The following is a 21,758-nucleotide window of genomic DNA, read 5'->3' as shown; positions in this document are numbered from 1 at the left end:
CCATCGAAAATCTAATGATGGAGAAACTTAAAAAGCGTTGGGGTATAGACTCCAACTTTCAAATAATCATAATTTTTATTGTTTTTGCTATTACTGGTAGTGTTTCGGCAAAACTTGCCGCTCCCGTTACAGAGTTTATTGGTATTACAAAAGAAAATATATCTGGCTGGATCTATTGGCCAATCAGAATTCTGCTTATTTTTCCGATTTACCAAGTGTTATTGGTGTTTTTTGGATGGCTCTTTGGGCAATACAAGTTCTTTTGGGCTTTTGAAAAGAAAATGTTGAAACGTCTCGGTCTAGGGTCGTTCATATCTTAGTTTTGTGATTTAATTAACACTCTTGCACTCTGAATTTTAACTAGCTTTGTCGAGTGAAACCGATTGTTCGAACATTAGGTCTATTTCTATTTGCAGCCTTATTACTCTTTAAGGTTGCCGGTTTACATTCCTTTACACATATAGAAAACACTGACGAAATCAGTGATTGTGTGGTTTGTCATATGGCCACTGAAGAACAAGAAGATGTTTCCTTTTTACCAATAGATTTAAATCTGGAATTTTCAAACTTCTATTACCTCACAGAGGGAAATGTTTTTGCATACCAGTTTTTAAATGGAAAAACATACCTTACATTTCAATACAGTAGGCCCCCACCTTTTCTAAGCCTCATTTCCTAGATTAATTCTTCAGCCCTTTTGGGTTAATTCTCTTATTAATGTCCTTTTATGATGAAAGTGCTTTTTATAGCATTGTTCTGTTTTACAGTATCCTTTGCACTTGCGCAAGATTGCAAGAGTAGCTTGTCGGGTGTCGTTATAGACTATCACGATAAAACTCCATTAATGAATGCCAACATTCAGACTTTGGATGGAGGTATCAAAATAATCACCGACATAAACGGTGAATTTACAATTTCAAACTTATGTGATAAGACTTACACTTTTGAGATCAGTCATCCAGAATGTAGCACTACCCTACTGAATGTTAACATAAAAGGCAAGACAAATATTGATATAAAACTTGAGCATCATTTAGAAGAGCTCGAAGAGGTGAAGGTTATAGGAAGTTCTATAAAACAGACAAATTCTGCCCAGGAGGTTTCTTTAGACGTTCAAAAACTAGAAGAATTCAGTAGTGGTACCTTAGGTGATGCCTTAAGCCAGATCTCAGGCGTATCCATTTTAAGTACCGGTGCAAATATTGTTAAGCCGGCTATTCATGGTCTTAATGGTAGTAGGGTCTTGTTGTTGAACAATGGGGTACGAATGCAAGATATGGAATGGGGCGATGAACATGCTCCTAATGTAGATCTCAATGCTGCCGGTTCTGTCTCTGTAATAAAGGGAGCCTCAGCTTTGCAGTATGGCGGTGATGCTATTGGTGGTGTTATTTTAATGGAGCAATTGCCTTTTACCAAAACCGATTCTTTGTATGGCAAAACAATTTTAAATGGAGTTTCAAATGGCCGTGGTGGTTCAGCTAGCACCGAGTTGGTTCGTACCTATGAGAATGGTTGGTTTTTAAAAGGTCAGGCTTCTTATAAACGTATTGGAGATAGAGAGGCACCTGACTATATACTTTCAAACACAGGAATTCAAGAAATAGGAGCTTCGTTGGCAACTGGTAAAAATCTCTTTGAATGGGGTTGGAATCTAAATTATTCATTCTACGATGCTGAAATAGCAATTTTACGTTCTTCGCATGTCGGTAATGTTGATGATTTGATTCGATCTATTAACACGCAACAGCCCTTGTTTATACGTCCGTTCACTTATGATTTAAACAATCCAAGGCAAAAAGTTACCCACCATTTGGCCAAACTGAGTTTTTACAAACGTTTTGAAGGTCTGGGAAAATGGAATCTACAATATGATTTTCAAAGTAATAATCGCCTTGAATTTGATGTTCGTAGAGGAGAATCAGATGACAGACAGTCCCTGGACTTAGCGTTGACAACCCATAGTTTAACAACGGATTTTAAATGGGACGCCAATAAAAACTATGAATTTAAGACCGGACTATTACTCCGCTATCAGAATAATTTTGCGGATCCTGCCACGGGAATCAGAAGATTGATACCTGATTATGACAAGTATGATGCGGGAGCGTTCATCATTGGAGAATTCAATGTTGATGACAACATTACCTTGGATGCTGGGCTACGTTACGATTTTAGTAAAATAGATGCCAAGAAATTTTATCAAACCTCTCGATGGGAGGAGCGCGGTTATGATCAAGATTTTCAAGATTTAGTAATTGATGATTTTGGAAATCAATTATTGGTCAATCCTATTTTTGATTATCATAATTTTTCAGGCTCAGTAGGGCTTCAGTACCGTAAAAATAATTTTTCAACGCTAAGGGTAAACTATGCCCTTGCACAACGCGCACCGAACCCTGCAGAGTTGTTTAGTGATGGATTGCATCAGTCTGCCGCTCGTATAGAACTTGGCGACCTGAGACTTGCTAGTGAAACATCCCATAAATTTTCAGTTGCCAAAGAACGTGACTATGGTTCTTGGGGTTATTCCATAGAACCCTATATCAACTTGGTATCAGATTTTATGCTCTTGGAGCCGACCGGGGTGGAGTTTACCATTCGAGGTGCGTTTCCTGTTTGGTCGTATAGGCAAACAAGGGCACGTCTACTAGGTATAGATGCAAATATCTATACGGAGTTAACCAATAACTGGAAAACGGACCATTCTTTTTCAATTGTAAAGGGAAAAGACATTTCTAAAGAGACTGCTTTAATAAACATACCCTCAGCGAATTTTAGAAACAGCCTAAGCTTTAACAAAGAAAACTGGAAAAATTTAGAACTTCGATTAAGCAGTGAATATGTTTTTAGACAGAATGAGGTTCCTGATAATTTAATCGTTTTCTCCCCTGAGCAGCAGCAAGAAGTTTTATTGGAAATTAACACGGCGCCTGAGGCGTATCATTTGCTCAATTTTTATTCGAAAGCTGAATTTGATTTAGGTAAGAAAAATAGGCTGACAACGAGTCTTATAGTAAACAATTTACTCAATACAAATTTTAGAAACTATTTAAACAGGCAGCGATTTTTTGCTGATGATTTAGGTAGAAATATCATATTACAATTAAAATTCAATTATTAAGATGAAAACAATTAAATCCCAATTATTAAAAATGAAAACTATGAAAACAACTAAATTTTTAGCATTATTTGTACTCGGAGGAGTATTATTAAGTTCTTGCTCCAATGATGACGAAGGCAATCCGGAACCTGTAAATGAGGAGGAAACAATAACCACGATCATTGTGACCTTGAGCGGCGGTATGAATGGAGATATTATATTACGAAGTCAAGATTTAGATGGTGATGGACCAGATGCTCCTGTAATTACTGTTTCAAACGACCTAGAAGGTAATACAACCTATACCGGAACTATTCAGTTTTTAAACGAAACGGAAAGTCCTGTTGAAGATATCACCGAAGAAGTCGAAGAAGAAGATGAGGAACATCAAGTTATTTACAGTTCAACAGGTTCTATTGCTAGTGTGGCCACTACTGATGTTGACGGCAATGGAAATGCGTTAGGACTTACTTTTCAATTGGCTACAAATACTGCCGGTGCTGCTTCTTTAACCGCGACATTAAGGCATGAGCCTACCAAACCAAATGACGGTACTTTAGCCGGGGCTGGTGGAGAAACCGATGCAACGGCAACATTTGATCTATTAATAACTAACTAAAGCCTATAAAAAGAGCCGCTAAAAGCGGCTCTTTTTATATATCGATTATTTTTTTTGCTTTTTTTCCACTCAGCAAATAGGTATATACCCACATAATCGTAAAAGTGGGAACTACATCTAGACCCGGTATCAATTCTTCTACAAAGGTCACAACACCAGCTGCTTGACCGAGTTTTCCTTTATACATTCGTGTCATTAACCAACCTGCAAGAGGTGCCCAAATCACATCAGAGAACTCACCTATACCCGGTAAAACAAAAGAGAGCATACCTAAAGCGTCAAACAATAGTCCGAGGAAAAGATTCCTGATTTTTTTATCCTTTAATTTTGACATACGTGAAAAATAGTAATTCTTATGTAAATTAAAACAAAAGGAGTGCCAAAGTTATTAATGCAAACGAGACGTAACCAATTTTAAAAACTCATTACGTGTTTCTATTTTTTCAAATTGTCCTCTGAAACCAGATGTAGTGGTCACTGAGTTTTGTTTTTGAACACCGCGCATCATCATACACATATGAGAAGCTTCAATTACAACAGCAACCCCTTTAGGCTTTAGAGTAGTATTTATACATTCTAAAATATCATGGGTCAATCGCTCTTGAACCTGCAATCTTCTGGCAAAAACGTCAACAATTCGCGGTATTTTGCTCAAGCCGACGATATGTCCGTTAGGAATATATGCAATATGCGCTTTCCCAAAAAAGGGTAACATATGATGCTCGCAAAGCGAGTACAACTCGATATCTTTAATGATAACCATGTCATCATAATCCTCCTTGAACATGGCACCTTTTAATATTTCAGCGGCATCTTGTAGATAGCCTTGGGTAAGAAAAAGCATTGCTTTTGCTGCTCTTTCAGGGGTTTTTACCAAACCCTCCCTTGAAACATCCTCCCCTATTTCATCGATTATTTTTGAAAAACGGTCTTTTACTTCGTTGGTAACTTCAATGTTGTATTCTTCTAAATTTTTATATGGTGCCATATTAGGTTTTAAGTGTATTCAATTTATTTGAGTAGTACTTATTTAACTTGTCTATCTTAGGGTTAATAATAACCTGACAATAACGTTGGTTTTTATTGACGTTATAGTAATTCTGATGCTCTTCTTCCGCATTATAGAAAGGTTTTTCTTCCGATACGGCAGTAACTATGGGCGAATTAAAAACATTTTCTTTTTCAAGTAAAGCGATAAAACTTTCCGCTGCCTGTTTTTGCTCCTCAGTGGTATAAAATATCTCACTTCTGTACTGTGTGCCAATATCGTAGCCTTGTCTATTCAAAGTCGTGGGGTCGTGTGTGGCAAAAAATATTTCCAGCAATTCATCATAAGTTACCTCCGAAGAATCAAAAGTAATCTTTATCGCCTCGGCATGACCCGTACGTCCTGTGGTAATTTCTCTGTAAGCAGGATTTTTAATCGTTCCGCCCGTAAAGCCTGAAACAACTTCTTTTACCCCTTTCAATCTCTGAAAAACGGCCTCTGTACACCAAAAACATCCGTTGGCGAAAATGGCTACTTCTCTTCTATTTCTATTTTGTTCACTCATTTTATGTAAATGTTAAACAATATTATTAATTATACAACAGCTTTCACGGTTTTAACTTTTGCTTAATAGTCGTAAAAAAAATTATTTATCTTTTCGATTAAGTTTTTTTTACCAATTGCAACTTATGCTTACTTTCATCTTTTGATTTTAATTCTATGATACAGGCATCAAATATCCAAAAATTCTATGGAAACCTTCAGGTTTTAAAGGGTGTGGATATTGAAATAAAGAAAGGAGAGGTTGTATCAATTGTGGGTGCGTCAGGAGCCGGAAAAACAACCTTATTACAGATTTTAGGTACTTTGGATATTCCAACGAATAAGGCCGAAAGCAGTATCAAAATAAACGATGTCAACACCAATACCTTAACAGATAAGGCCTTGGCAAAATTCAGAAATGAACACATTGGTTTCATTTTTCAATTTCATCAGTTATTGCCCGAGTTCACAGCTTTAGAAAATGTTTGCCTACCAGCTTTTATTAAAAAAACGGCTAAAACAGAAGCTGAAAAAAGAGCAAAAGAGCTCCTTAATTTTTTAGGTCTATCAGAACGAATACACCACAAACCAAATGAACTTTCTGGTGGAGAGCAGCAACGGGTAGCAGTCGCACGGTCTTTAATAAATAATCCATCTGTAATTTTTGCCGATGAACCAAGCGGTAACCTTGACTCTGAAAGTGCCGACAACCTACATCAGCTATTCTTCGATTTAAGAAAAGAGTTCGGTCAGACTTTTGTTATTGTGACCCATAATGAAGAACTAGCGAATATGGCCGATAGAAAATTGGTAATGGTAGATGGCTTAATTCAAGGTTAATATGTTAAATGAAATTTTTGAGTTTTTTAAAAACCCAGAATATACAGAGCTTAACAAAGATAACAAGACGAAAACAAAAATGTTTTTTACCCTGACCGCTATAACAGTGACTTTCAGCCTACTACTAGGCATGCTGGCAGGCCTTATTACAAGTATTGTTGGTTATGATTATGAGGGTCACGCAGTAATGGACATGTTTGAGGCTTATTCCCCCTTATTGCTATTTTTTCTTGTTGTAATTGTAGCTCCGGTAATAGAGGAGTTCATATTTCGAGGCCCGCTAGGCTTTTTTAAAAACTCAAAATACTTTAAGTATGCGTTTTATAGTTCAGTTTTGTTATTTGGGGTAATCCATATCGGTAATTTTCAAAATATTGATGGCTATTATTGGTTGATTCCCGTTTTAGTGGCCCCACAAATCTCTGCGGGTATTTTTTTAGGTTTTATCCGAACCAAACTCGGCCTACTATGGTCAATGCTCTTACATGCTGCACATAATCTAATTCTAATCGGTCCCTTCATTATAATGAAACTTTTAGATATCCCTTTTGAATGAACAGTTCTGAATTAAAATCTTTCTTAGATGAAAAAGCGGAACAATATGAGCACCCTAAATTTTTAGAAAGTGACCCTTTGCAAATACCACACCGGTTTACTAAAAAAGAAGATATTGAAATAAGTGCCTTTCTAACGGCAACAATAGCCTGGGGAAATAGAAAAAGTATCATAAACAATGCATTAAAATTGATGCAGCTATTGGATAATTCACCTCACGATTTTGTTTTAAATCATACAGAATCAGATTTAGACAACTTATCAAATTTTGTTCATCGCACTTTTAATGGGGATGATTTAAAGTATTTCATCAAAGCCTTGCGGCATATTTATTGTAATCATGGAGGGCTTGAATCCGTTTTCACCGAACATCAAGAAGCGCAATCAGTTCAAGGAACCATAAGCAAGTATAAGGAATGTTTTTTCGAGTTGGAGCACCTGCAGCGTACACAAAAACATGTTTCTAACCCATTAAAAGGTTCCGCTGCAAAACGCATCAATATGTTTTTAAGGTGGATGGTACGTCCATCGAACAAAGGTGTTGATTTTGGTTTGTGGAAAGCTATTTCACCTTCAAAGCTGTCTTGCCCATTAGACGTTCACTCAGGAAATGTTGCCAGGAAGTTAAAGCTATTGAAGCGTGGACAGAATGATGCCAAAGCACTTGCGGAATTGGACAACAACCTACGAAAACTAGACCCTAACGACCCTGTCAAATATGATTTTGCCCTGTTTGGGTTAGGCGTTTTTGAAAAATTTTAAGGATTATAATACTAAATCATCCTCCAAAGCCGAACTCGGACTCGAAATTTAAAGCCTGCTTCTTTCCACCTTCAGAAATGGATTTGTAAATGGCTTCTACAATCATCATATCTCTCTTGCCCATTTCACCAGGAACCAAATTTGGGGCATCAAAAAGAATATGTTTCGCAAAATCATCCATTTGTAGTTTTTGTTGACTTTCTTGTTTAAAGTTTAGCTCGCCTTTTGAGGTTCTTCCTGCTAGCGGAATATAAGTGCTCGCCGGATCCAATTCGAACCAACCCCTTTCACATTTTGCATGTAACCTATTTGCACTTATGTTATGTGATGTCATGATAGTACCCACTACCCCACTTTTAAATTCGAATTGTGCCGTTATCGTTTCATCTGTATCTTTAAAATATTCTGGTCTGGTACTGAATTCTTGTGCAGAAACGGAAACTGGATTTTCTCCTGTACTATAAACTATGGTCTGAATAGCATACACCCCCATATTCATTAAAGCCCCTCCACCAGAAAGCTTCTTATTTAAACGCCATTGCTCTGGGTTACTGCCAGAATAATAGCCTGCATCCGCAGAAATATACCTGACATTACCAAAGGTTTTTTCTCTTACAAATCGTTTTACTTCTTGTGTGTAAGGTTCGGAATGTAAACGATAACCAATTCCCAACTTAACATTGTTTTCGCTGCACGCATTTATGATGGCATCACATTCTTCAACATTCATTGCCATTGGCTTTTCGCATATCACATGTTTACCGGCTTTTGCTGCCCTTATAGAAAAATCGGCATGCATAGAATTGGGTAGTACTACATAAACTACATCAATTTCTTTGTTATCCTTTATGGCATCAAAATTATCATAGTTATAGATGTTTCCCTCAGGTATATTATACTTCGACCCCCATATTTTTTCTTTATCCGGGCTTCCTGTAACTATTCCGGCCAGATAACAATGTTTCGTATTTAACAAGGCTGGTGCCAATTGGTACGTGCTATAGCTACCAAGCCCTACAAGGGCAATTCCTAATTTCTTTTTATCTGGCTTACTGCCCATTGCACAGGCCAATGGCATATGAGCGGTCAGTGCTGAGCCCCCCAATCCTTTTGCTAAAGTAGTATTAAACTTTCGTCGTGTTATTTTTCTCATGATGATGAATTTCTTCTCTTAAAGATATAAAATTGATATACAGCTGAGCTACTAAGATGTTTCTGGCTCAAAATCCTTATTTTTAGAATTCAACTAACGCACTTATTTAAATGAATAAACCAGTTTTATTTACGTTATGCCTTTGCTTTACATTATTGGCATTTTCTCAAGAACGTAAACTACCGATTGATACCACTGTCACTACACAACATAGTGCCACTATCAACGGTATAAGTTTTACGTATACAGCAACTACAGGCACACAACCCGTTTGGGACGAAGTGGGTAAACCAATAGCTTCGCTTCACTATACCTACTACACCAGAAATAATATTAAAAATAGAGCTGACAGACCTTTATTGATTTCTTTTAATGGTGGCCCAGGTTCGGGTTCGGTATGGATGCATTTGGCGTATACAGGACCGAAAGTCCTAAAGATTGATGATGAGGGATATCCTGTTCAACCTTACGGTGTGAAGTCAAATCCATTTTCTGTACTTGATGTGACCGATATCGTTTATGTAAATCCCGCCAATACCGGATATTCAAGAACAATTCCAGAAACTGGTAAAGAGGTTGATCGCGATAAGTTTTTTGGCATAAATGCGGATATTAAATACTTGGCCGAATGGCTAAATACATTTGTTACAAGAAATAATAGATGGCGTTCCCCAAAATATATTGTAGGGGAAAGCTATGGTGGTACCCGGGTTATGGGTCTTTCATTGGCTTTGCAAAATCAACAATGGATGTATCTCAATGGGGTTATCATGGTTTCACCGGCCGACTATAAAGTTATCAGGGTGGGCGGCCCCGTTTCGAGTGCTTTAAACCTCCCCTACTTTACGGCTGCGGCATGGCATCATAAAATGTTACCGACAGAACTGCAGAATAAAGATTTGTTAGAAGTGCTGCCCGAATCTGAGTCCTATACTATAAATAGCCTTATACCTGCTATTGCAAAAGGTGGTTTTATCTCTGATGCTGAAAGAAAAGAAGCCGCTCAAAAAATGGCCTATTATTCCGGATTGAACCAAGAAGATATTTTAGACCACAACTTAGATGTGCCAACCTCTTTCTTTTGGAAAAATCTTTTGAAAAATAAAGGAGATTTTACCGTTGGCCGTTTGGATAGTCGTTATAAAGGAATCGATAAAAAGTCAATCGGATCGCGACCCGATTACAATTCTGAACTTACCTCTTGGCTGCATAGTTTTACACCTGCCATAAATTATTACTTGCAGGAAGAGTTAAATTTTAAAACGGATATCAAATACAATATGTTTGGTCCGGTGCGGCCATGGAACAATGAAAATGATGAAACGCGCGATAATTTGCGACAGGCTATGGCTCAGAATCCTTACCTAAACGTTCTGGTGCAATCGGGCTATTATGATGGGGCAACGACTTATTTTAATGCAAAATATACCATGTGGCAGGTTGACCCAAGTGGTCGTATGAAAGATCGCTTTGAGTTTAAAGGGTACCGCTCAGGGCACATGATGTATTTAAGGCGAGAAGATTTACAAAAAGCAAATGACGACATCAGGGCTTTTATAAAACGTACTACCAATACAGGCAAAAGTGCCAAATATTAATAAAATGAAAACTAAGCTATTAATAACCGTAGTCCTATTTACAACCATTCTTATAGGGCAAACAATACCATCTAAAGAATGGCAAATAAAAACGGCTCTTATGGCTGTGCCGGCAGATTATAAACAGGGTGCAAAAGTTTATGGCTATGATGCTTCAGGTAATTTTACGACTTTAAGAGAAGGTACCAACGATTATATTGCCTTGGCCTCTGACCCTAAAAAAAACAATTTCTCAACAGCTGCGTATCACAAAGATTTAGACGAATTTATGGCTCGAGGCAGGGCTTTAAGAGCTGAAGGAAAAGAATTTCAAGAGATCTTTGATATTCGGGAAAAAGAAGTAAAATTGGGCAAACTGAGATTGCCCGATAAAACAACGCTTTGCGTTTTTACCGGGGTCGTCAACAAAGAAACCAAAGAAATCGAAGATGGTTACCTAAGGTATGTTTTTTATGTTCCGTTCGCCACAGGAGCATCTACTGGCCTGCCTACCTCACCTGCGCCTCCAGGTCATGCGTGGCTAATGAATCCAGGTACGCACAGGGCACATATTATGATTAGTCCTCCAAAAAACTAAGTTTTTGCTACAATCGACAATTATGTTCAAAATAAAAATACTCGTGCTACTAAGCTTCTTTTCTTTTTTAAAAAAATCAAACGCTCAAGATTGGGCAAACTTGGCTAAGTATAAATCAGCAAATGAAAAATTGCTGGCCGAACCAGCCGATGAAAATCGTGTTGTATTTATGGGGAATTCCATTACCGAGGGTTGGACATCGTCTTTTTTCGAAAATCCCTCTTATATCAATAGGGGAATCAGTGGTCAGACCACCCCTCAAATGTTACTTCGCTTTCGGCAAGATGTAATCGCATTACAACCAAAAGTGGTTCTCATACTGGCAGGCACGAATGATATTGCGGGTAATACGGGTCCGATGACCTTAGAAGAGATTAGAGATAACATCCTTTCAATGGTAGAATTAGCAGAAGCTAACAGCATTTGGCCTATTGTATGCTCCGTGCTTCCAGCATATGATTACCCTTGGAGACCGGGCTTAGCGCCGAATATCAAGATTCCGAAACTAAATACAATGCTAAAAAATATAGCCGATCAAAAAGGAGTCCAATACTTAGACTATTTTAGTGCAATGGCAGATGATAGAAATGGTTTGCCTTCAGCACTTACAACAGACGAAGTTCATTTAACAAAAGAAGGCTATGAGGTTTTAAGTAAAATGGCTAACGAAGCAATAGGGAAAGCTTTAAAAGAATAAGCTCTAAATGAACCGAAGCTTAGTCAGTATTGTTATTCCATTTAGAAATACAGATCAATATTTATCGGAATGTCTTGATTCTATTTTAGCACAGACTTATCAGAATTGGGAGGTTATTGCCATAAATGATCATTCTACCGACAATAGTTTAGTACTGGTTAACAGTTATGCGGAGAAAGATAATAGGATTAAAGTTTTTGCTAATACAGGTCAAGGTATCATTCCTGCACTGCAGCTAGCCTATTCTAAAAGTTCGGGGAATTTTATTACCCGAATGGATTCAGATGATATCATGCAACCTAATAGACTCCAAGTGATGGTGGAATCTTTATTACAATATGGCAAAGGAAACGTGTCGGTAGGGCAAGTACACTATTTCTCTGACCTAGGTATTAGTGATGGGTACTCAAGATATGAGAAATGGCTTAACGGATTAACCGAATTGGGAACCAATTACGCTGAAATTTATAAAGAATGTGTTATTCCGTCACCGTGTTGGATGGTATATCGAGAAGATTTTGATATTTGCGGAGGCTTTCAGTCTAACCGTTACCCTGAAGATTACGACTTAACCTTTAGGTTTTATCAGCATAACCTAAAAATAATTCCTTGTAATGAAGTCCTCTTGCTTTGGCGTGATTACGATACGCGTACCTCAAGAACACATGAGCACTATGCCCAAAACTATTTTTTAGATATTAAACTGCATTATTTTCTGCACTTAGACTATAATGAGAAAAGACCTTTGGTTGTTTGGGGCGCTGGTTTTAAAGGTAAGAAAATTGCAAACGGGCTTATTGAAAAAAATATTGATTTTTTCTGGTTATGCGACAATCCAAAAAAAATAGACAAAAAAATATATGGCCAAGAATTGCATCACTTTTCGAAATTAGAGTCTTTGACCGATCCTCAGAGTCTAATTACGGTTGCTAATACTTCCGCCCAATCAGACATTAAAGAATATTTAAAAAGCCTACATCACCAACAGGCATTTGACTATTTCTTTTTCTGCTAAATAACGAATATTACCAAACTCTTAACAAGCAATCCTTAATTGGTAAACTTATTAAAACTGTATATTTACGCAATTAAATAGCGGAATGCAGTTTAAACATCCAGAAATTCTTTGGGCTCTTTTTTTACTTCTGATTCCTATAATCATTCATCTTTTTCAACTAAGACGGTTTAAGAAAACACCTTTTACCAATGTAGCTATGCTGCAAAAAGTTGTTTCAGAATCTAGAAAAAGCAATAGTCTAAAAAAATGGTTGCTTTTACTCACCAGACTATTCCTTCTCGCGTGCCTTATTCTTGCATTTGCGCAACCATTCTTTGCAAAAAGTATTGCCCTTAAAGAAAAAGAAATGGTTATTTACTTGGACGATTCTTTTAGCATGCAGGCAAAGAAAGATAGGTTTACGTTATTGGAACAAGCTGTTCAAGAGCTGCTAAAACACATTCCACCAACATCTAAATTCAGCCTCTTCACGAACAATAAAACTTTTAAGGATATTGAACTGAAGAATGTTCAAAATAAATTATTGACTTTAGATTACGGCTCAAAACAGCTTACCTACAATGAAGTTGTACTCAAGGCAAAGACGCTTTATAGTAAAAATTCAAACACCCAAAAAAAACTAATTTTTATTTCAGATTTTCAAGAAAAAGCGATAAACCAAGCTACCGATTCCATTCAAGATATTTCGGTGCATCTCGTAGATTTTAAACCAGATTCTTTTGAAAACATTTCAATTGACTCGCTATACCTCAAGAACACTTCAAAAGAACAAATAGAACTCAACATTAAAGTTACTGGAATACCTAAGGATGAAAGTATACCTATATCTATTTTCAACGATGCTAAGCTCATTGCAAAAACTGCGGCAACTTACAGCCCTAATGGAGTTTCGGTCACTACTTTTTCACTTCCAAAAAACGAACTTATTAAAGGTCGCGTGTCACTATCTGATAATGGACTGGCATATGACAACAACTTCTATTTTAATATAGATGAAAAGGATAAAATAGAAGTATTGGCCATAAGTGAATCAAAAGCTACCTTTTTGGAAAGAATTTTTTCTGAGGAGGAATTTAACTTTCTAAATTTTGAGCTTAAAGACTTGAATTATAGTGCAGTAAACAATAAAAATCTAATCATACTTAATGGGCTCAATGCCATACCAACTAGTTTACAAACCGTATTAAGTGCCTTCTATGAAAAAGGAGGAAGCTTAGTGATAATACCATCAATAGATTCAGATATTACAACCTACAACCCATTTTTATCCAATCAATTTACTACTAGGTTTACTTCAAAGATCGAACAAAAGCAAGATATTACAACTATCGCCTTTGACCATCCTTTATTTCAAAGCGTATTTGAAAAAAAGGTCACCAATTTTGAGTATCCCCAAGTAAGTACGTATTGGCAGGTTAGTTCGAATAGTCCCAAAGCTTTATCCTTCGCAAATGGAGCTCCATTTTTACTGGCGAACAAAAATGTGTACATTTTTACTGCTTCATTGGATAACGAAAATTCAAATTTTATTAATGCCCCGCTAATCGTTCCCACTTTTTACAATATTGGAATTAATAGTCTAAAAATACCCTCATTATATTATACGATCGGGGCTTCAAGCACGATTGAAATCTCAGAGAAAATTGAAAAAGATAGAGTGCTAAAAGTGGCCAAACCGGGTATAGAATTTATTCCCTTACAACAATCATTTTCAAACAAAGTGAGACTCACCTTCAATGATAACCCAAAAGAAGATGGAACATACAGTTTGTTGGGTGCTCAGGACACCCTTAAAAACCTAAGTTTTAATTTTAGTCGTGATGAAAGTGTACTTCGCTACCGTGATATCACAGTATTAAATGCTTCAACGATACAAAAGAGCGTTACTAACCTATTTGAAAAATTAGCTAAAGACAACTCCATTACCCAATATTGGAAATGGTTTATTATTTTTGCACTGGTCTTCGCATTGGTAGAAGTGCTGATACAAAAATTTCTTGCATGAATATACTTCTAAGGTCTGCAACAATTATCGATTCAAACAGCCCTTCCATTCATCTAAAAAAGCGAGATATTCATATTAAAGATGGTGTAATACAGACGATTGCATCGAAAATTGATTCCCCAAAAGGAGCAAAAGAAATTAAATTAGATAACCTTCACATATCGCTTGGGTGGTTCGATAGCAGTGTAAGTTTTGGTGAACCAGGTTTTGAAGAACGTGAAACTATCGCAAACGGATTACAAGTCGCCGCATCTAGCGGTTTTACCAATGTCGTATTGAACCCCAATACCAACCCAACACCAGATTCCAGCTCTGATATTATATTTTTAAAGGAACGCAGTAAAGGGTACGCAACCACGCTGCATCCTATGGGCAATTTTACTGCTAATGGAGATGGCGCGCATTTAGCAGAATTATACGATATGCAGAATGCTGGAGCGGTCGCCTTTTATGATTATAAAAGTTCTTTAAAAGATGCAAATCTTTTGAAAATAGGGTTATTGTATGCCCAAAATTTTGATGGTTTAGTATTATCATACCCTGAAGAACTTCAAATAAAGGGAAAAGGAACCGTTAACGAAGGAGAGATTTCAACAAGATTAGGTTTAAAGGGAATTCCTTCGCTTTCTGAAGAATTGCAGCTGGTAAGGGATCTTTACATTTTAGAATATGCTGGCGGTAAGCTACATATACCAACGGTTTCTACATCAAATGCCGTCAAACTTATTGCCGATGCCAAAAAGAAAGATCTAAATGTTACAGCAAGTGTAGCAATTCACAATCTTATGCTGTCGGATAATGAATTGGAAACCTTTGATTCGAACTATAAGGTAAGACCACCTTTACGAAGTCAAAAAGACTGTAAGGCCTTATTAAAAGGACTTCAAACAGGAACTATAGATTTTGTTACTTCAGACCATACTCCGATAGATATCGAACAAAAACGTGTCGAGTTTGATAATGCCGAATTTGGCAGTATTGGTCTAGAAAGTGCCTTTGGCACCTTAAATACACTGTTTTCCATAGAAGAAACTATCGCCCTATTGACTAAAGGAAAAGAGCGATTTGGAATTGAAAGTTCAAAATTAAAAGAAGGTGAAATCGCCTGCCTAACCCTTTTTAATCCGGATGGGGAATTTACTTTTGAAAAGGCCCACATTAAATCCACCTCAAAGAACAGTATATTTTTAGGGAAATCCTTAAAAGGCAATGTATACGGCTGCGTTAACAACAAAAAAATCACACTCAATTAATCTTGGAAGAAGAAGCATCCAAAGGAAAAACAGCGGCCTTAGTAGCACACTTCACCTTAGTGGGTTGCCTTATCGCAATCACAATGAACCTTGAGCCAAAAAATGATTTTGCCCGTTTTTACATTAGGCAAACTTTTGGTTTGTATATTACGTTTCACACCCTAGTGATCTTTTTAAATTATACCGCTATCCCTTTCGCCTGGGAGGTACTTTTTATAATTTACTTTGGGCTTTGGGTTTTTAGTTTTGCAGGAGTATTAAAAAACAAGAAAAGTCAAATTCCCATAGTTGGGGAATACTTTCAAAAATGGTTTACTTTTATTCAATAAATATAACCAATGACCCCCACCAACTTATCTTTAGAACATTTAATACGACCGGCCACACAATCATCAACTGAAACTCCAGTGCTTTTTATGTTGCATGGCTACGGAAGTAACGAAGAAGATTTGTTCTCTTTCGCAAGCGAATTGCCCGAAGAACTTTTTATAATTTCCGTACGTGCACCTTATGACTTAGAGCCTTACGGGCACGCGTGGTATGCCATCAATTTTGATGCGGACCAAGGCAAATGGAGCGATGATGAACAAGCTATAACATCTCGAGATAAAATTATCGCCTTTATTGAAGAAGCCTGCAAAGCTTATAAGCTTAATACGGAAAATGTAAGTCTTCTTGGTTTTAGTCAAGGCACCATTTTGAGTTATGCCGTAGCACTCTCCTACCCTGAAAAAATTAAAAACGTTGTGGCGCTTAGTGGTTATATCAATGAAAAGATTCTATTGGAAGGGTTTCAAGCCAAAGACCACTCAAAACTTAACTTCTATTGCTCTCATGGTCAAGTGGACGCCGTCATTCCGGTTGAATGGGCCCAGCTTGCACCAGAGTTTCTATCAAATCTTGGTATCGAAAATACGTATGAAGAATTTCCTGTAGGGCACGGCGTAGCCCCTCAAAATTTCTATGCCTTCAAAGACTGGTTAAAAAATAAAATCTAATTGCTTCGCGAATAAAGCAAGTGGTCTACCAAAGTAAAATCGATACCTAAATCATCTTTAAGTTCGTATTTTATTATAAGGTCGCCCCAATATTGACCGTCCGAAAAATCGGCTACTATCCACTTATGGTTCAATACCTTTATTTTGTTGATTTTAAAATCACTGTTCATGCCTTCATACGGAATTAGAGGATTATCCCCCTTTTTCTCATTGGTTTCGAGTAATTTATCTTCTATGTAACGCGTAGGGTTCTCAAGTTCTAAATGATCAAGATATGCCAGTGCATCATCATTATTTTCCAAAGAAAAATACTGCATGTCCAGAACCTTTAATTGTGAAGTTTTTACAGAATCTTTTAACTGTTCCACTTCTGTTCTCAGCTTATTTATCTCGTTCAGATTTATCCGCTCCATTTTTCCACTATTCACAATCATATATAGTGCAATTAATGCGGCAAAGACAAATAGATATAAAAAAATATTCTTTTTCATTAAATCGTAATTTTTAAATTATCATAGGCCAAATGTACATTATCTGGTAGGTTCTCTTCAACTTCATCATGAAAACCTAGCAAATGGCTGATATGGGTAAAATAGGTTTCAACCGCGCCCACTTCTTTTGCAAAGGCCAGAGCTTCTTCTAAATTTAAGTGTGAAATATGGGGTTCTAAACGTAATGCATTTACCACCAGAACCTTGCATCCTTTTAGTTTTTCAAGTTCGGTTTTTGAAACAGTCTTTACATCCGTTAGGTATACAAAATCACCTAAACGATATCCCAAAATGGGCAATTTGTTGTGAAGTACTTCTATTGGGGTCACTTTGAGTCCATTCAAATCAATAGTATCTTCTTTGCTTACGAGGTTTATGGCCACAGCAGGGGCTCCAGGATATCTGTTTTCTTTTGCAAAAATGTAATCAAAGCGCCTTTTTAACGAATCAACCACCCTTGAATGCGCATAAATAGGAATGTCACCCTGTCGAAAAAAAAGGGACGAATATCATCAATACCGGCAGTATGGTCAGCATGTTCATGGGTAAATAAAATGGCATCTAATTGATCAATGGGGTTTGCCAATAACTGCTGCCTAAAATCTGGGCCACAATCGATGACGTAATTATAATTTTTCCATTGCACCAACACAGAGACACGCAGCCTTTTATCTTTTGGGTTATCACTTAAGCAAACAGGGTGTTTACTCCCAATTATCGGGATTCCCTGAGAAGTACCTGTACCTAAAAATGTGACTTTTAATGCCTCACTCATTTAAATCAAAATTATAACTTATTTGGCTAAAAGAATTTACTAACTTCTTAACTTTGTTAACAACAAAAAACGAAACATGGCTACGGTTCCTAATAAGGTAAATGAGTTTGAGAATATTCCTTCCATCAAGGCAAAGACCCTTCGAATAAATTTAAATCGGGACATTTATGGCACTTTTGCCGAGATAGGTGCGGGACAGGAAACTGCTAGACATTTTTTTAGAGCAGGTGGTGCTTCAGGTACCATCGCCAAGGCGATGAGCGCCTATGACAAATCTTTTAGTGATGCTATTTATGGTGTTGAAGAAGATGGTCGCTATGTAACCCAAGCCCGTCTAAAAACAATGCTTAAGCATGAGATGCAATTGGTCGAGGAGCGAATTGATAGAAAAAGTAATCCTGATTACCTGTTCTTTTCTTATGCGAATACCGTTGCTACCATTGATTTTTCGAAACGGTACAAAGGGCATGGTTGGATCGGGTTGCGCTTTCAGTTAGACCCTAACCAAAAAGAGCACGACGAAATTATCTTGCATATTCGTTTCAAGCAAAATGAGGCGCGCTTACAGCAAGAAACGCTTGGTATTTTAGGGGTTAACCTTATTTATGGGGCCTTCTTTAAATACAATAGACCCAAGAAACTACTTAAATACCTTTACGATCATATTGATAAGGATACCATAGAAATCGATATGGTAAACTTTACGGGACCTAACTTTAGGGATGTTGATAACCGATTGATGAGCCTTCAATTGATCAGAAACGATATGACCGATGCGGTTATGTTCGGGCCTGATGGAAACAACCTCTTGCCAGCAGCTGTGTTATACAAGAAAAACATTTTGGCCCTACGCGGTAGTTTTAGGCCCGTTACCAAGGTAAATATGGACATGTTTCAAAAATCGTATGATATATTCATACGAGAGCAAACTGTCGATATTGAAAAGTCTATCGTAATTTTTGAAATTACTCTGTCGAACCTAAAAGCATCCGGTGAAATCGATGAACAAGATTTTATGGATCGGGCAGAATTACTCTCTTCCTTGGGCCATACGGTAATGATTTCAAAATTTCAAGAATATTATAAACTGGTAGAGTACTTTAACAACTATACCAAAGCGCGTATCGGCTTGACCATGGGTGTCAACAACTTGGTAGATGTTTTTGATGAAAAATATTACCGTCATTTAAGTGGTGGTATCTTGGAAGCATTTGGGAAGCTGTTCTTTAAAGATTTAAAGGTTTACCTCTACCCCATGAAGAATGCACAGACCGGACAGATTATGACAAGTAATAATGTGAAGGTGCACCCTAGAATGAAGGAGCTGTACAAGTTCTTTAAATACAATGGCAAGGTGATGGATATTATTGATTATGATCCGGATATCATGCATATTTTCTCAAGGGATGTTCTAAAAAGAATTACCAATAATGAAGAAGGCTGGGAAGAAATGCTACCAGAAGGAATTGCCGAAATGATTCAAAAAAAGAACCTTTTTGTACGGAAAGATGCCCCAGAAACAGAAGAAGTAGAAGAAGAATAAAAAAAGCCTGACCGATTGGTCAGGCTTTTTTCTTTAGTTATTTTCTTCTTCAAGTATTTGTTCGGCATGTTGCTTTGCTTTTACCTTGCTTATTACTCTTGAAACCACTCCATTCTCATCAATGATAAAAGTGGTTCTATGAATACCATCGAACTCACGTCCCATAAATTTTTTAGGTCCCCATACCCCAAAAGCATCAATCACCGTATGATCTTCATCGGCCAAAAGAGGATACTCAAACCCAAATTTTTCTCTAAAATTGGCTTGTTTCCGTTGCGAATCTTCACTGACTCCCAAAATTTCATGCCCAGCTTTTTTTAGATACTTTATATTTTCGTTCAAATTACAAGCTTCATTGGTACATGTAGGTGTATTTGCCCTTGGATAGAAAAACACAATAAGTTTTTTACCAACGTAATCAGATAAACTAATCGTGTTTCCGTCTTGGTCTTTTGCTGAAAATTCAGGTACTTTATCGCCAACTTTTAAAGTGTTCATATCGAATTTAATTTTGTTTAAATTATTTTTGATAAAATTAAACAAAAATGACCAAACAGGAAAAAGTAAACTTCACAATTAAGACTTTAGACGAACTTTATCCTACTATACCTATACCATTAGACCACAAAGACCCCTATACTTTACTTATCGCAGTGCTATTATCGGCCCAAAGTACCGATGTTCGTGTCAACAAAATTACTCCCCTACTCTTTGAACGAGCTGATAATCCGTTTGATATGGTCAAAATGTCTGTAGAAGAAATACGGGAAATTATCAAACCAGTGGGGCTTTCACCTATGAAGTCTAAAGGTATTCATGGGCTTTCAGAAATTTTAATCGAAAAATACGACGGTGAGGTACCCAAAGAAATAGCACTTTTAGAAGAATTGCCTGCCGTGGGCCACAAAACGGCCAGTGTAGTAGTGTCCCAAGCCTTTGGTATTCCTGCATTTCCGGTAGACACGCATATTCATCGATTGATGTATCGTTGGGGGTTTACAAATGGTAAAAATGTAGTACAGACAGAAAAAGATGCAAAAAGACTGTTCCCGAAGGAAATATGGAACCGCCTTCATTTACAGATTATTTGGTACGGTCGGGAATACTCACCAGCACGAGGTTGGAATCTGGAAAAAGACGTTATAACTTCTGCAATAGGTAGAAAAACTGTTCTTAACGACTATTATAAAAACAAAAAAACCGCCAAATAGCGGTTTTTTTCCAAAATGTAATGTTCTTTTTAGTTCAAAATAGTTTCGAACTGCGTGTTTTTGTAATCAACGACGTGCATTGATTTCGAAAATCCTAGTAAAAACTGTACCGTTGCTGGTCTAGCCTTTGTGATTTTACAAATTTGTTGTTCTTCAGAGTAAATTTCTTCCATATTCTAGCGTTTTGTTACAATTAGATAACGGCGCTAAAATGGAAATATTGTTGGATTCGTTCTAATGCAAATTAATTCGTTAAAACGATATTATTTCGCTCTACTATCTTTCTTAGGTTAATCAAAGCATAACGCATACGCCCTAAAGCCGTATTTATGCTTACCCCAGTATTCTCAGAAATCTCTTTAAAACTCATATCCTTATAGATACGCATTAGTAAAACTTCTTTTTGATCATCTGGTAACTCTTCGATCAATAAAGTCAAATCAGAATCAATTTGGTCTTTTATCAATTGCTTTTCAGCATTAAGTTTATCATCATGAATAACCGAGAAGATGTTGAAGTCATCGCTGCCTTCAAACTTTGGCATTCTTTTGTTTTTACGAAAGTGGTCAATAATAAGGTTGTGCGCGATACGCATTACCCAAGGTAAAAATTTACCTTCTTCACTATATGAACCTCTTTTTAAAGTTTTAATCACTTTGATGAAGGTATCTTGAAAGATGTCTTCAGTAACATCTCTATCCAATACTTTAGAGTAAATAAAACTTGAAATTCTTTGGTTGTGTCGGTTGATTAAAACTTCTAGAGCCTTTTCGTCTCCAGCAATATAATCTTTTACTAATATCGAGTCTTCGATTTGCAGTTCCATACAAATTACTTTTTGGTTAACATGTAAAGCCTCCTTTTAAAGCTAAAAAGGCTTCTGAGTTATTAGTTATTAAATAAAAAAAGTAATTATTGCTGTATAGGCCTATCAGATTTTAATTACACACCAAATATAGATAGAAGGGGGTCCTTCAAAAAAACTATGTTGTGATATGCGTTATTTTAGATGTCAAAGTTAATAATATA

General features: G+C 36.9%; 25 protein-coding genes and 1 pseudogene. 17 read left to right on the top strand and 9 right to left on the bottom strand.

Features of this window, described 5'->3' with window-relative positions:
* The first annotated feature begins 17 nt into the window (after positions 1–17).
* Genes ACZ1GR_RS00710 through ACZ1GR_RS00695 form a run of 4 tightly spaced genes read left to right on the top strand, consistent with a single transcriptional unit; the run spans position 18 to position 3,722 of the window.
* Positions 18–320, top strand: a complete 303-nt coding sequence (locus tag ACZ1GR_RS00710; RefSeq protein WP_472611838.1) for a DUF6787 family protein — start codon at positions 18–20, stop codon at positions 318–320.
* Positions 321–373: 53 nt separating this feature from the next.
* Entirely contained in the window at positions 374–679 is a 306-nt protein-coding gene (locus tag ACZ1GR_RS00705) for a hypothetical protein (RefSeq protein WP_472610360.1), read from the top strand.
* A 48-nt stretch (positions 680–727) separates the two neighbouring features.
* Positions 728–3,124 (top strand): TonB-dependent receptor, encoded by a 2,397-nt coding sequence (locus tag ACZ1GR_RS00700; protein WP_472610359.1) that lies wholly within the window; start codon positions 728–730, stop codon positions 3,122–3,124.
* 40 nt (positions 3,125–3,164) lie between these two features.
* Complete coding sequence (locus ACZ1GR_RS00695; protein WP_472610358.1) at positions 3,165–3,722, top strand: type 1 periplasmic binding fold superfamily protein; 558 nt, start codon at positions 3,165–3,167, stop codon at positions 3,720–3,722.
* 34 nt (positions 3,723–3,756) lie between these two features.
* Here the strand turns inward: ACZ1GR_RS00695 and ACZ1GR_RS00690 are convergent, their stop codons facing one another.
* The 3 genes from ACZ1GR_RS00690 to msrA are packed head-to-tail and all read right to left on the bottom strand — an operon-like array spanning position 3,757 to position 5,275.
* Positions 3,757–4,056 (bottom strand): hypothetical protein, encoded by a 300-nt coding sequence (locus ACZ1GR_RS00690; RefSeq protein WP_377766783.1) that lies wholly within the window; start codon positions 4,054–4,056, stop codon positions 3,757–3,759.
* 54 nt (positions 4,057–4,110) lie between these two features.
* Positions 4,111–4,710, bottom strand: a complete 600-nt coding sequence (gene folE, locus ACZ1GR_RS00685; protein ID WP_472610357.1) for a GTP cyclohydrolase I FolE — start codon at positions 4,708–4,710, stop codon at positions 4,111–4,113.
* Between the two features lies 1 nt (position 4,711).
* Positions 4,712–5,275, bottom strand: a complete 564-nt coding sequence (gene msrA, locus ACZ1GR_RS00680) for a peptide-methionine (S)-S-oxide reductase MsrA (RefSeq protein WP_472610356.1) — start codon at positions 5,273–5,275, stop codon at positions 4,712–4,714.
* 155 nt (positions 5,276–5,430) lie between these two features.
* Between msrA and ACZ1GR_RS00675 the strand changes: the two genes are divergently transcribed.
* Genes ACZ1GR_RS00675 through ACZ1GR_RS00665 form a run of 3 tightly spaced genes read left to right on the top strand, consistent with a single transcriptional unit; the run spans position 5,431 to position 7,410 of the window.
* Entirely contained in the window at positions 5,431–6,093 is a 663-nt protein-coding gene (locus ACZ1GR_RS00675) for an ABC transporter ATP-binding protein (protein ID WP_472610355.1), read from the top strand.
* 1 nt (position 6,094) lies between these two features.
* A complete protein-coding gene (locus ACZ1GR_RS00670) occupies positions 6,095–6,649 on the top strand; it encodes a CPBP family intramembrane glutamic endopeptidase (RefSeq protein WP_472610354.1) in 555 nt (184 codons plus the stop codon).
* The gene (locus ACZ1GR_RS00665; protein WP_472610353.1) at positions 6,646–7,410 is read left to right on the top strand and encodes a TIGR02757 family protein; all 765 of its coding nucleotides are present in this window, start codon (positions 6,646–6,648) and stop codon (positions 7,408–7,410) included. Before ACZ1GR_RS00670 ends, ACZ1GR_RS00665 begins: the two co-directional genes overlap by 4 nt.
* A 16-nt stretch (positions 7,411–7,426) precedes the next feature.
* Here ACZ1GR_RS00665 and ACZ1GR_RS00660 read toward each other — a convergent pair whose 3' ends face one another.
* Positions 7,427–8,563: a Gfo/Idh/MocA family protein gene (locus tag ACZ1GR_RS00660; protein ID WP_472610352.1), complete on the bottom strand. Its 1,137-nt coding sequence runs from the start codon at positions 8,561–8,563 to the stop codon at positions 7,427–7,429.
* A 110-nt stretch (positions 8,564–8,673) separates the two neighbouring features.
* Between ACZ1GR_RS00660 and ACZ1GR_RS00655 the strand changes: the two genes are divergently transcribed.
* From ACZ1GR_RS00655 to ACZ1GR_RS00620, 8 genes are all read left to right on the top strand, one after another.
* Entirely contained in the window at positions 8,674–10,161 is a 1,488-nt protein-coding gene (locus ACZ1GR_RS00655; RefSeq protein ID WP_472610351.1) for a S10 family peptidase, read from the top strand.
* A gap of 4 nt (positions 10,162–10,165) precedes the next feature.
* Positions 10,166–10,738, top strand: coding sequence for a hypothetical protein (locus ACZ1GR_RS00650; RefSeq protein WP_472610350.1), 573 nt, complete (start codon positions 10,166–10,168; stop codon positions 10,736–10,738).
* A 22-nt stretch (positions 10,739–10,760) separates the two neighbouring features.
* Complete coding sequence (locus tag ACZ1GR_RS00645) at positions 10,761–11,435, top strand: SGNH/GDSL hydrolase family protein (protein WP_472610349.1); 675 nt, start codon at positions 10,761–10,763, stop codon at positions 11,433–11,435.
* Between the two features lie 7 nt (positions 11,436–11,442).
* Positions 11,443–12,450 (top strand): glycosyltransferase family 2 protein, encoded by a 1,008-nt coding sequence (locus ACZ1GR_RS00640; protein ID WP_472610348.1) that lies wholly within the window; start codon positions 11,443–11,445, stop codon positions 12,448–12,450.
* A gap of 85 nt (positions 12,451–12,535) precedes the next feature.
* The gene (locus tag ACZ1GR_RS00635) at positions 12,536–14,458 is read left to right on the top strand and encodes a BatA domain-containing protein (RefSeq protein ID WP_472610347.1); all 1,923 of its coding nucleotides are present in this window, start codon (positions 12,536–12,538) and stop codon (positions 14,456–14,458) included.
* A complete protein-coding gene (locus tag ACZ1GR_RS00630; RefSeq protein WP_472610346.1) occupies positions 14,455–15,711 on the top strand; it encodes a dihydroorotase in 1,257 nt (418 codons plus the stop codon). Before ACZ1GR_RS00635 ends, ACZ1GR_RS00630 begins: the two co-directional genes overlap by 4 nt.
* A gap of 2 nt (positions 15,712–15,713) precedes the next feature.
* Entirely contained in the window at positions 15,714–16,040 is a 327-nt protein-coding gene (locus ACZ1GR_RS00625) for a hypothetical protein (RefSeq protein WP_472610345.1), read from the top strand.
* Positions 16,041–16,049: 9 nt separating this feature from the next.
* Positions 16,050–16,709 carry an alpha/beta hydrolase gene (locus ACZ1GR_RS00620; RefSeq protein WP_472610344.1) on the top strand — a complete coding sequence of 220 codons (660 nt, stop codon included), beginning with the start codon at positions 16,050–16,052 and terminating at the stop codon, positions 16,707–16,709.
* Here the strand turns inward: ACZ1GR_RS00620 and ACZ1GR_RS00615 are convergent.
* Together ACZ1GR_RS00615 and ACZ1GR_RS00610 are read right to left on the bottom strand one after the other, a co-directional pair.
* Positions 16,706–17,200: a hydrolase gene (locus ACZ1GR_RS00615; RefSeq protein WP_472610343.1), complete on the bottom strand. Its 495-nt coding sequence runs from the start codon at positions 17,198–17,200 to the stop codon at positions 16,706–16,708. The two genes, ACZ1GR_RS00620 and ACZ1GR_RS00615, sit on opposite strands and share 4 nt — an antisense overlap.
* A pseudogene (locus ACZ1GR_RS00610) lies at positions 17,200–17,975 on the bottom strand (MBL fold metallo-hydrolase). Before ACZ1GR_RS00610 ends, ACZ1GR_RS00615 begins: the two are co-directional and overlap by 1 nt.
* Positions 17,976–18,051: 76 nt before the next feature.
* Here ACZ1GR_RS00610 and ACZ1GR_RS00605 point away from each other — a divergent pair.
* Positions 18,052–19,518, top strand: coding sequence for a TonB-dependent receptor (locus ACZ1GR_RS00605; RefSeq protein ID WP_472610342.1), 1,467 nt, complete (start codon positions 18,052–18,054; stop codon positions 19,516–19,518).
* A gap of 33 nt (positions 19,519–19,551) precedes the next feature.
* Here ACZ1GR_RS00605 and bcp read toward each other — a convergent pair whose 3' ends face one another.
* Entirely contained in the window at positions 19,552–20,016 is a 465-nt protein-coding gene (bcp, locus tag ACZ1GR_RS00600; RefSeq protein ID WP_472610341.1) for a thioredoxin-dependent thiol peroxidase, read from the bottom strand.
* 47 nt (positions 20,017–20,063) lie between these two features.
* Between bcp and ACZ1GR_RS00595 the strand changes: the two genes are divergently transcribed.
* Positions 20,064–20,729 (top strand): endonuclease III domain-containing protein, encoded by a 666-nt coding sequence (locus ACZ1GR_RS00595; RefSeq protein ID WP_472610340.1) that lies wholly within the window; start codon positions 20,064–20,066, stop codon positions 20,727–20,729.
* Positions 20,730–20,758: 29 nt separating this feature from the next.
* Here ACZ1GR_RS00595 and ACZ1GR_RS00590 read toward each other — a convergent pair whose 3' ends face one another.
* Together ACZ1GR_RS00590 and ACZ1GR_RS00585 are read right to left on the bottom strand one after the other, a co-directional pair.
* Positions 20,759–20,902, bottom strand: a complete 144-nt coding sequence (locus ACZ1GR_RS00590) for a hypothetical protein (RefSeq protein ID WP_377766763.1) — start codon at positions 20,900–20,902, stop codon at positions 20,759–20,761.
* 71 nt (positions 20,903–20,973) lie between these two features.
* The gene (locus ACZ1GR_RS00585) at positions 20,974–21,555 is read right to left on the bottom strand and encodes an RNA polymerase sigma factor (RefSeq protein WP_472610339.1); all 582 of its coding nucleotides are present in this window, start codon (positions 21,553–21,555) and stop codon (positions 20,974–20,976) included.
* Positions 21,556–21,758: the final 203 nt, after the last annotated feature.

The sequence above is a fragment of the Croceitalea sp. W27 genome (assembly GCF_055693185.1).
Note: the sequence above shows the minus strand (reverse complement) of the source record. Positions and strands in the feature narration are given on the sequence as shown.

Excerpts from the sequence above, each read along its gene's own strand:
- ACZ1GR_RS00710 (WP_472611838.1), top strand. The coding sequence starts at position 18 with ATGGAGAAACTTAAAAAGCGTTGGGGTATAGACTCCAACTTTCAAATA.
- ACZ1GR_RS00700 (WP_472610359.1), top strand. The coding sequence starts at position 728 with ATGATGAAAGTGCTTTTTATAGCATTGTTCTGTTTTACAGTATCCTTT.
- ACZ1GR_RS00695 (WP_472610358.1), top strand. The coding sequence starts at position 3,165 with ATGAAAACAACTAAATTTTTAGCATTATTTGTACTCGGAGGAGTATTA.
- ACZ1GR_RS00690 (WP_377766783.1), bottom strand. The coding sequence starts at position 4,056 with ATGTCAAAATTAAAGGATAAAAAAATCAGGAATCTTTTCCTCGGACTA.
- folE (WP_472610357.1), bottom strand. The coding sequence starts at position 4,710 with ATGGCACCATATAAAAATTTAGAAGAATACAACATTGAAGTTACCAAC.
- msrA (WP_472610356.1), bottom strand. The coding sequence starts at position 5,275 with ATGAGTGAACAAAATAGAAATAGAAGAGAAGTAGCCATTTTCGCCAAC.
- ACZ1GR_RS00675 (WP_472610355.1), top strand. The coding sequence starts at position 5,431 with ATGATACAGGCATCAAATATCCAAAAATTCTATGGAAACCTTCAGGTT.
- ACZ1GR_RS00670 (WP_472610354.1), top strand. The coding sequence starts at position 6,095 with ATGTTAAATGAAATTTTTGAGTTTTTTAAAAACCCAGAATATACAGAG.
- ACZ1GR_RS00665 (WP_472610353.1), top strand. The coding sequence starts at position 6,646 with ATGAACAGTTCTGAATTAAAATCTTTCTTAGATGAAAAAGCGGAACAA.
- ACZ1GR_RS00660 (WP_472610352.1), bottom strand. The coding sequence starts at position 8,563 with ATGAGAAAAATAACACGACGAAAGTTTAATACTACTTTAGCAAAAGGA.
- ACZ1GR_RS00655 (WP_472610351.1), top strand. The coding sequence starts at position 8,674 with ATGAATAAACCAGTTTTATTTACGTTATGCCTTTGCTTTACATTATTG.
- ACZ1GR_RS00650 (WP_472610350.1), top strand. The coding sequence starts at position 10,166 with ATGAAAACTAAGCTATTAATAACCGTAGTCCTATTTACAACCATTCTT.
- ACZ1GR_RS00645 (WP_472610349.1), top strand. The coding sequence starts at position 10,761 with ATGTTCAAAATAAAAATACTCGTGCTACTAAGCTTCTTTTCTTTTTTA.
- ACZ1GR_RS00640 (WP_472610348.1), top strand. The coding sequence starts at position 11,443 with ATGAACCGAAGCTTAGTCAGTATTGTTATTCCATTTAGAAATACAGAT.
- ACZ1GR_RS00635 (WP_472610347.1), top strand. The coding sequence starts at position 12,536 with ATGCAGTTTAAACATCCAGAAATTCTTTGGGCTCTTTTTTTACTTCTG.
- ACZ1GR_RS00630 (WP_472610346.1), top strand. The coding sequence starts at position 14,455 with ATGAATATACTTCTAAGGTCTGCAACAATTATCGATTCAAACAGCCCT.
- ACZ1GR_RS00620 (WP_472610344.1), top strand. The coding sequence starts at position 16,050 with ATGACCCCCACCAACTTATCTTTAGAACATTTAATACGACCGGCCACA.
- ACZ1GR_RS00615 (WP_472610343.1), bottom strand. The coding sequence starts at position 17,200 with ATGAAAAAGAATATTTTTTTATATCTATTTGTCTTTGCCGCATTAATT.
- ACZ1GR_RS00605 (WP_472610342.1), top strand. The coding sequence starts at position 18,052 with ATGGCTACGGTTCCTAATAAGGTAAATGAGTTTGAGAATATTCCTTCC.
- bcp (WP_472610341.1), bottom strand. The coding sequence starts at position 20,016 with ATGAACACTTTAAAAGTTGGCGATAAAGTACCTGAATTTTCAGCAAAA.
- ACZ1GR_RS00595 (WP_472610340.1), top strand. The coding sequence starts at position 20,064 with ATGACCAAACAGGAAAAAGTAAACTTCACAATTAAGACTTTAGACGAA.
- ACZ1GR_RS00590 (WP_377766763.1), bottom strand. The coding sequence starts at position 20,902 with ATGGAAGAAATTTACTCTGAAGAACAACAAATTTGTAAAATCACAAAG.
- ACZ1GR_RS00585 (WP_472610339.1), bottom strand. The coding sequence starts at position 21,555 with ATGGAACTGCAAATCGAAGACTCGATATTAGTAAAAGATTATATTGCT.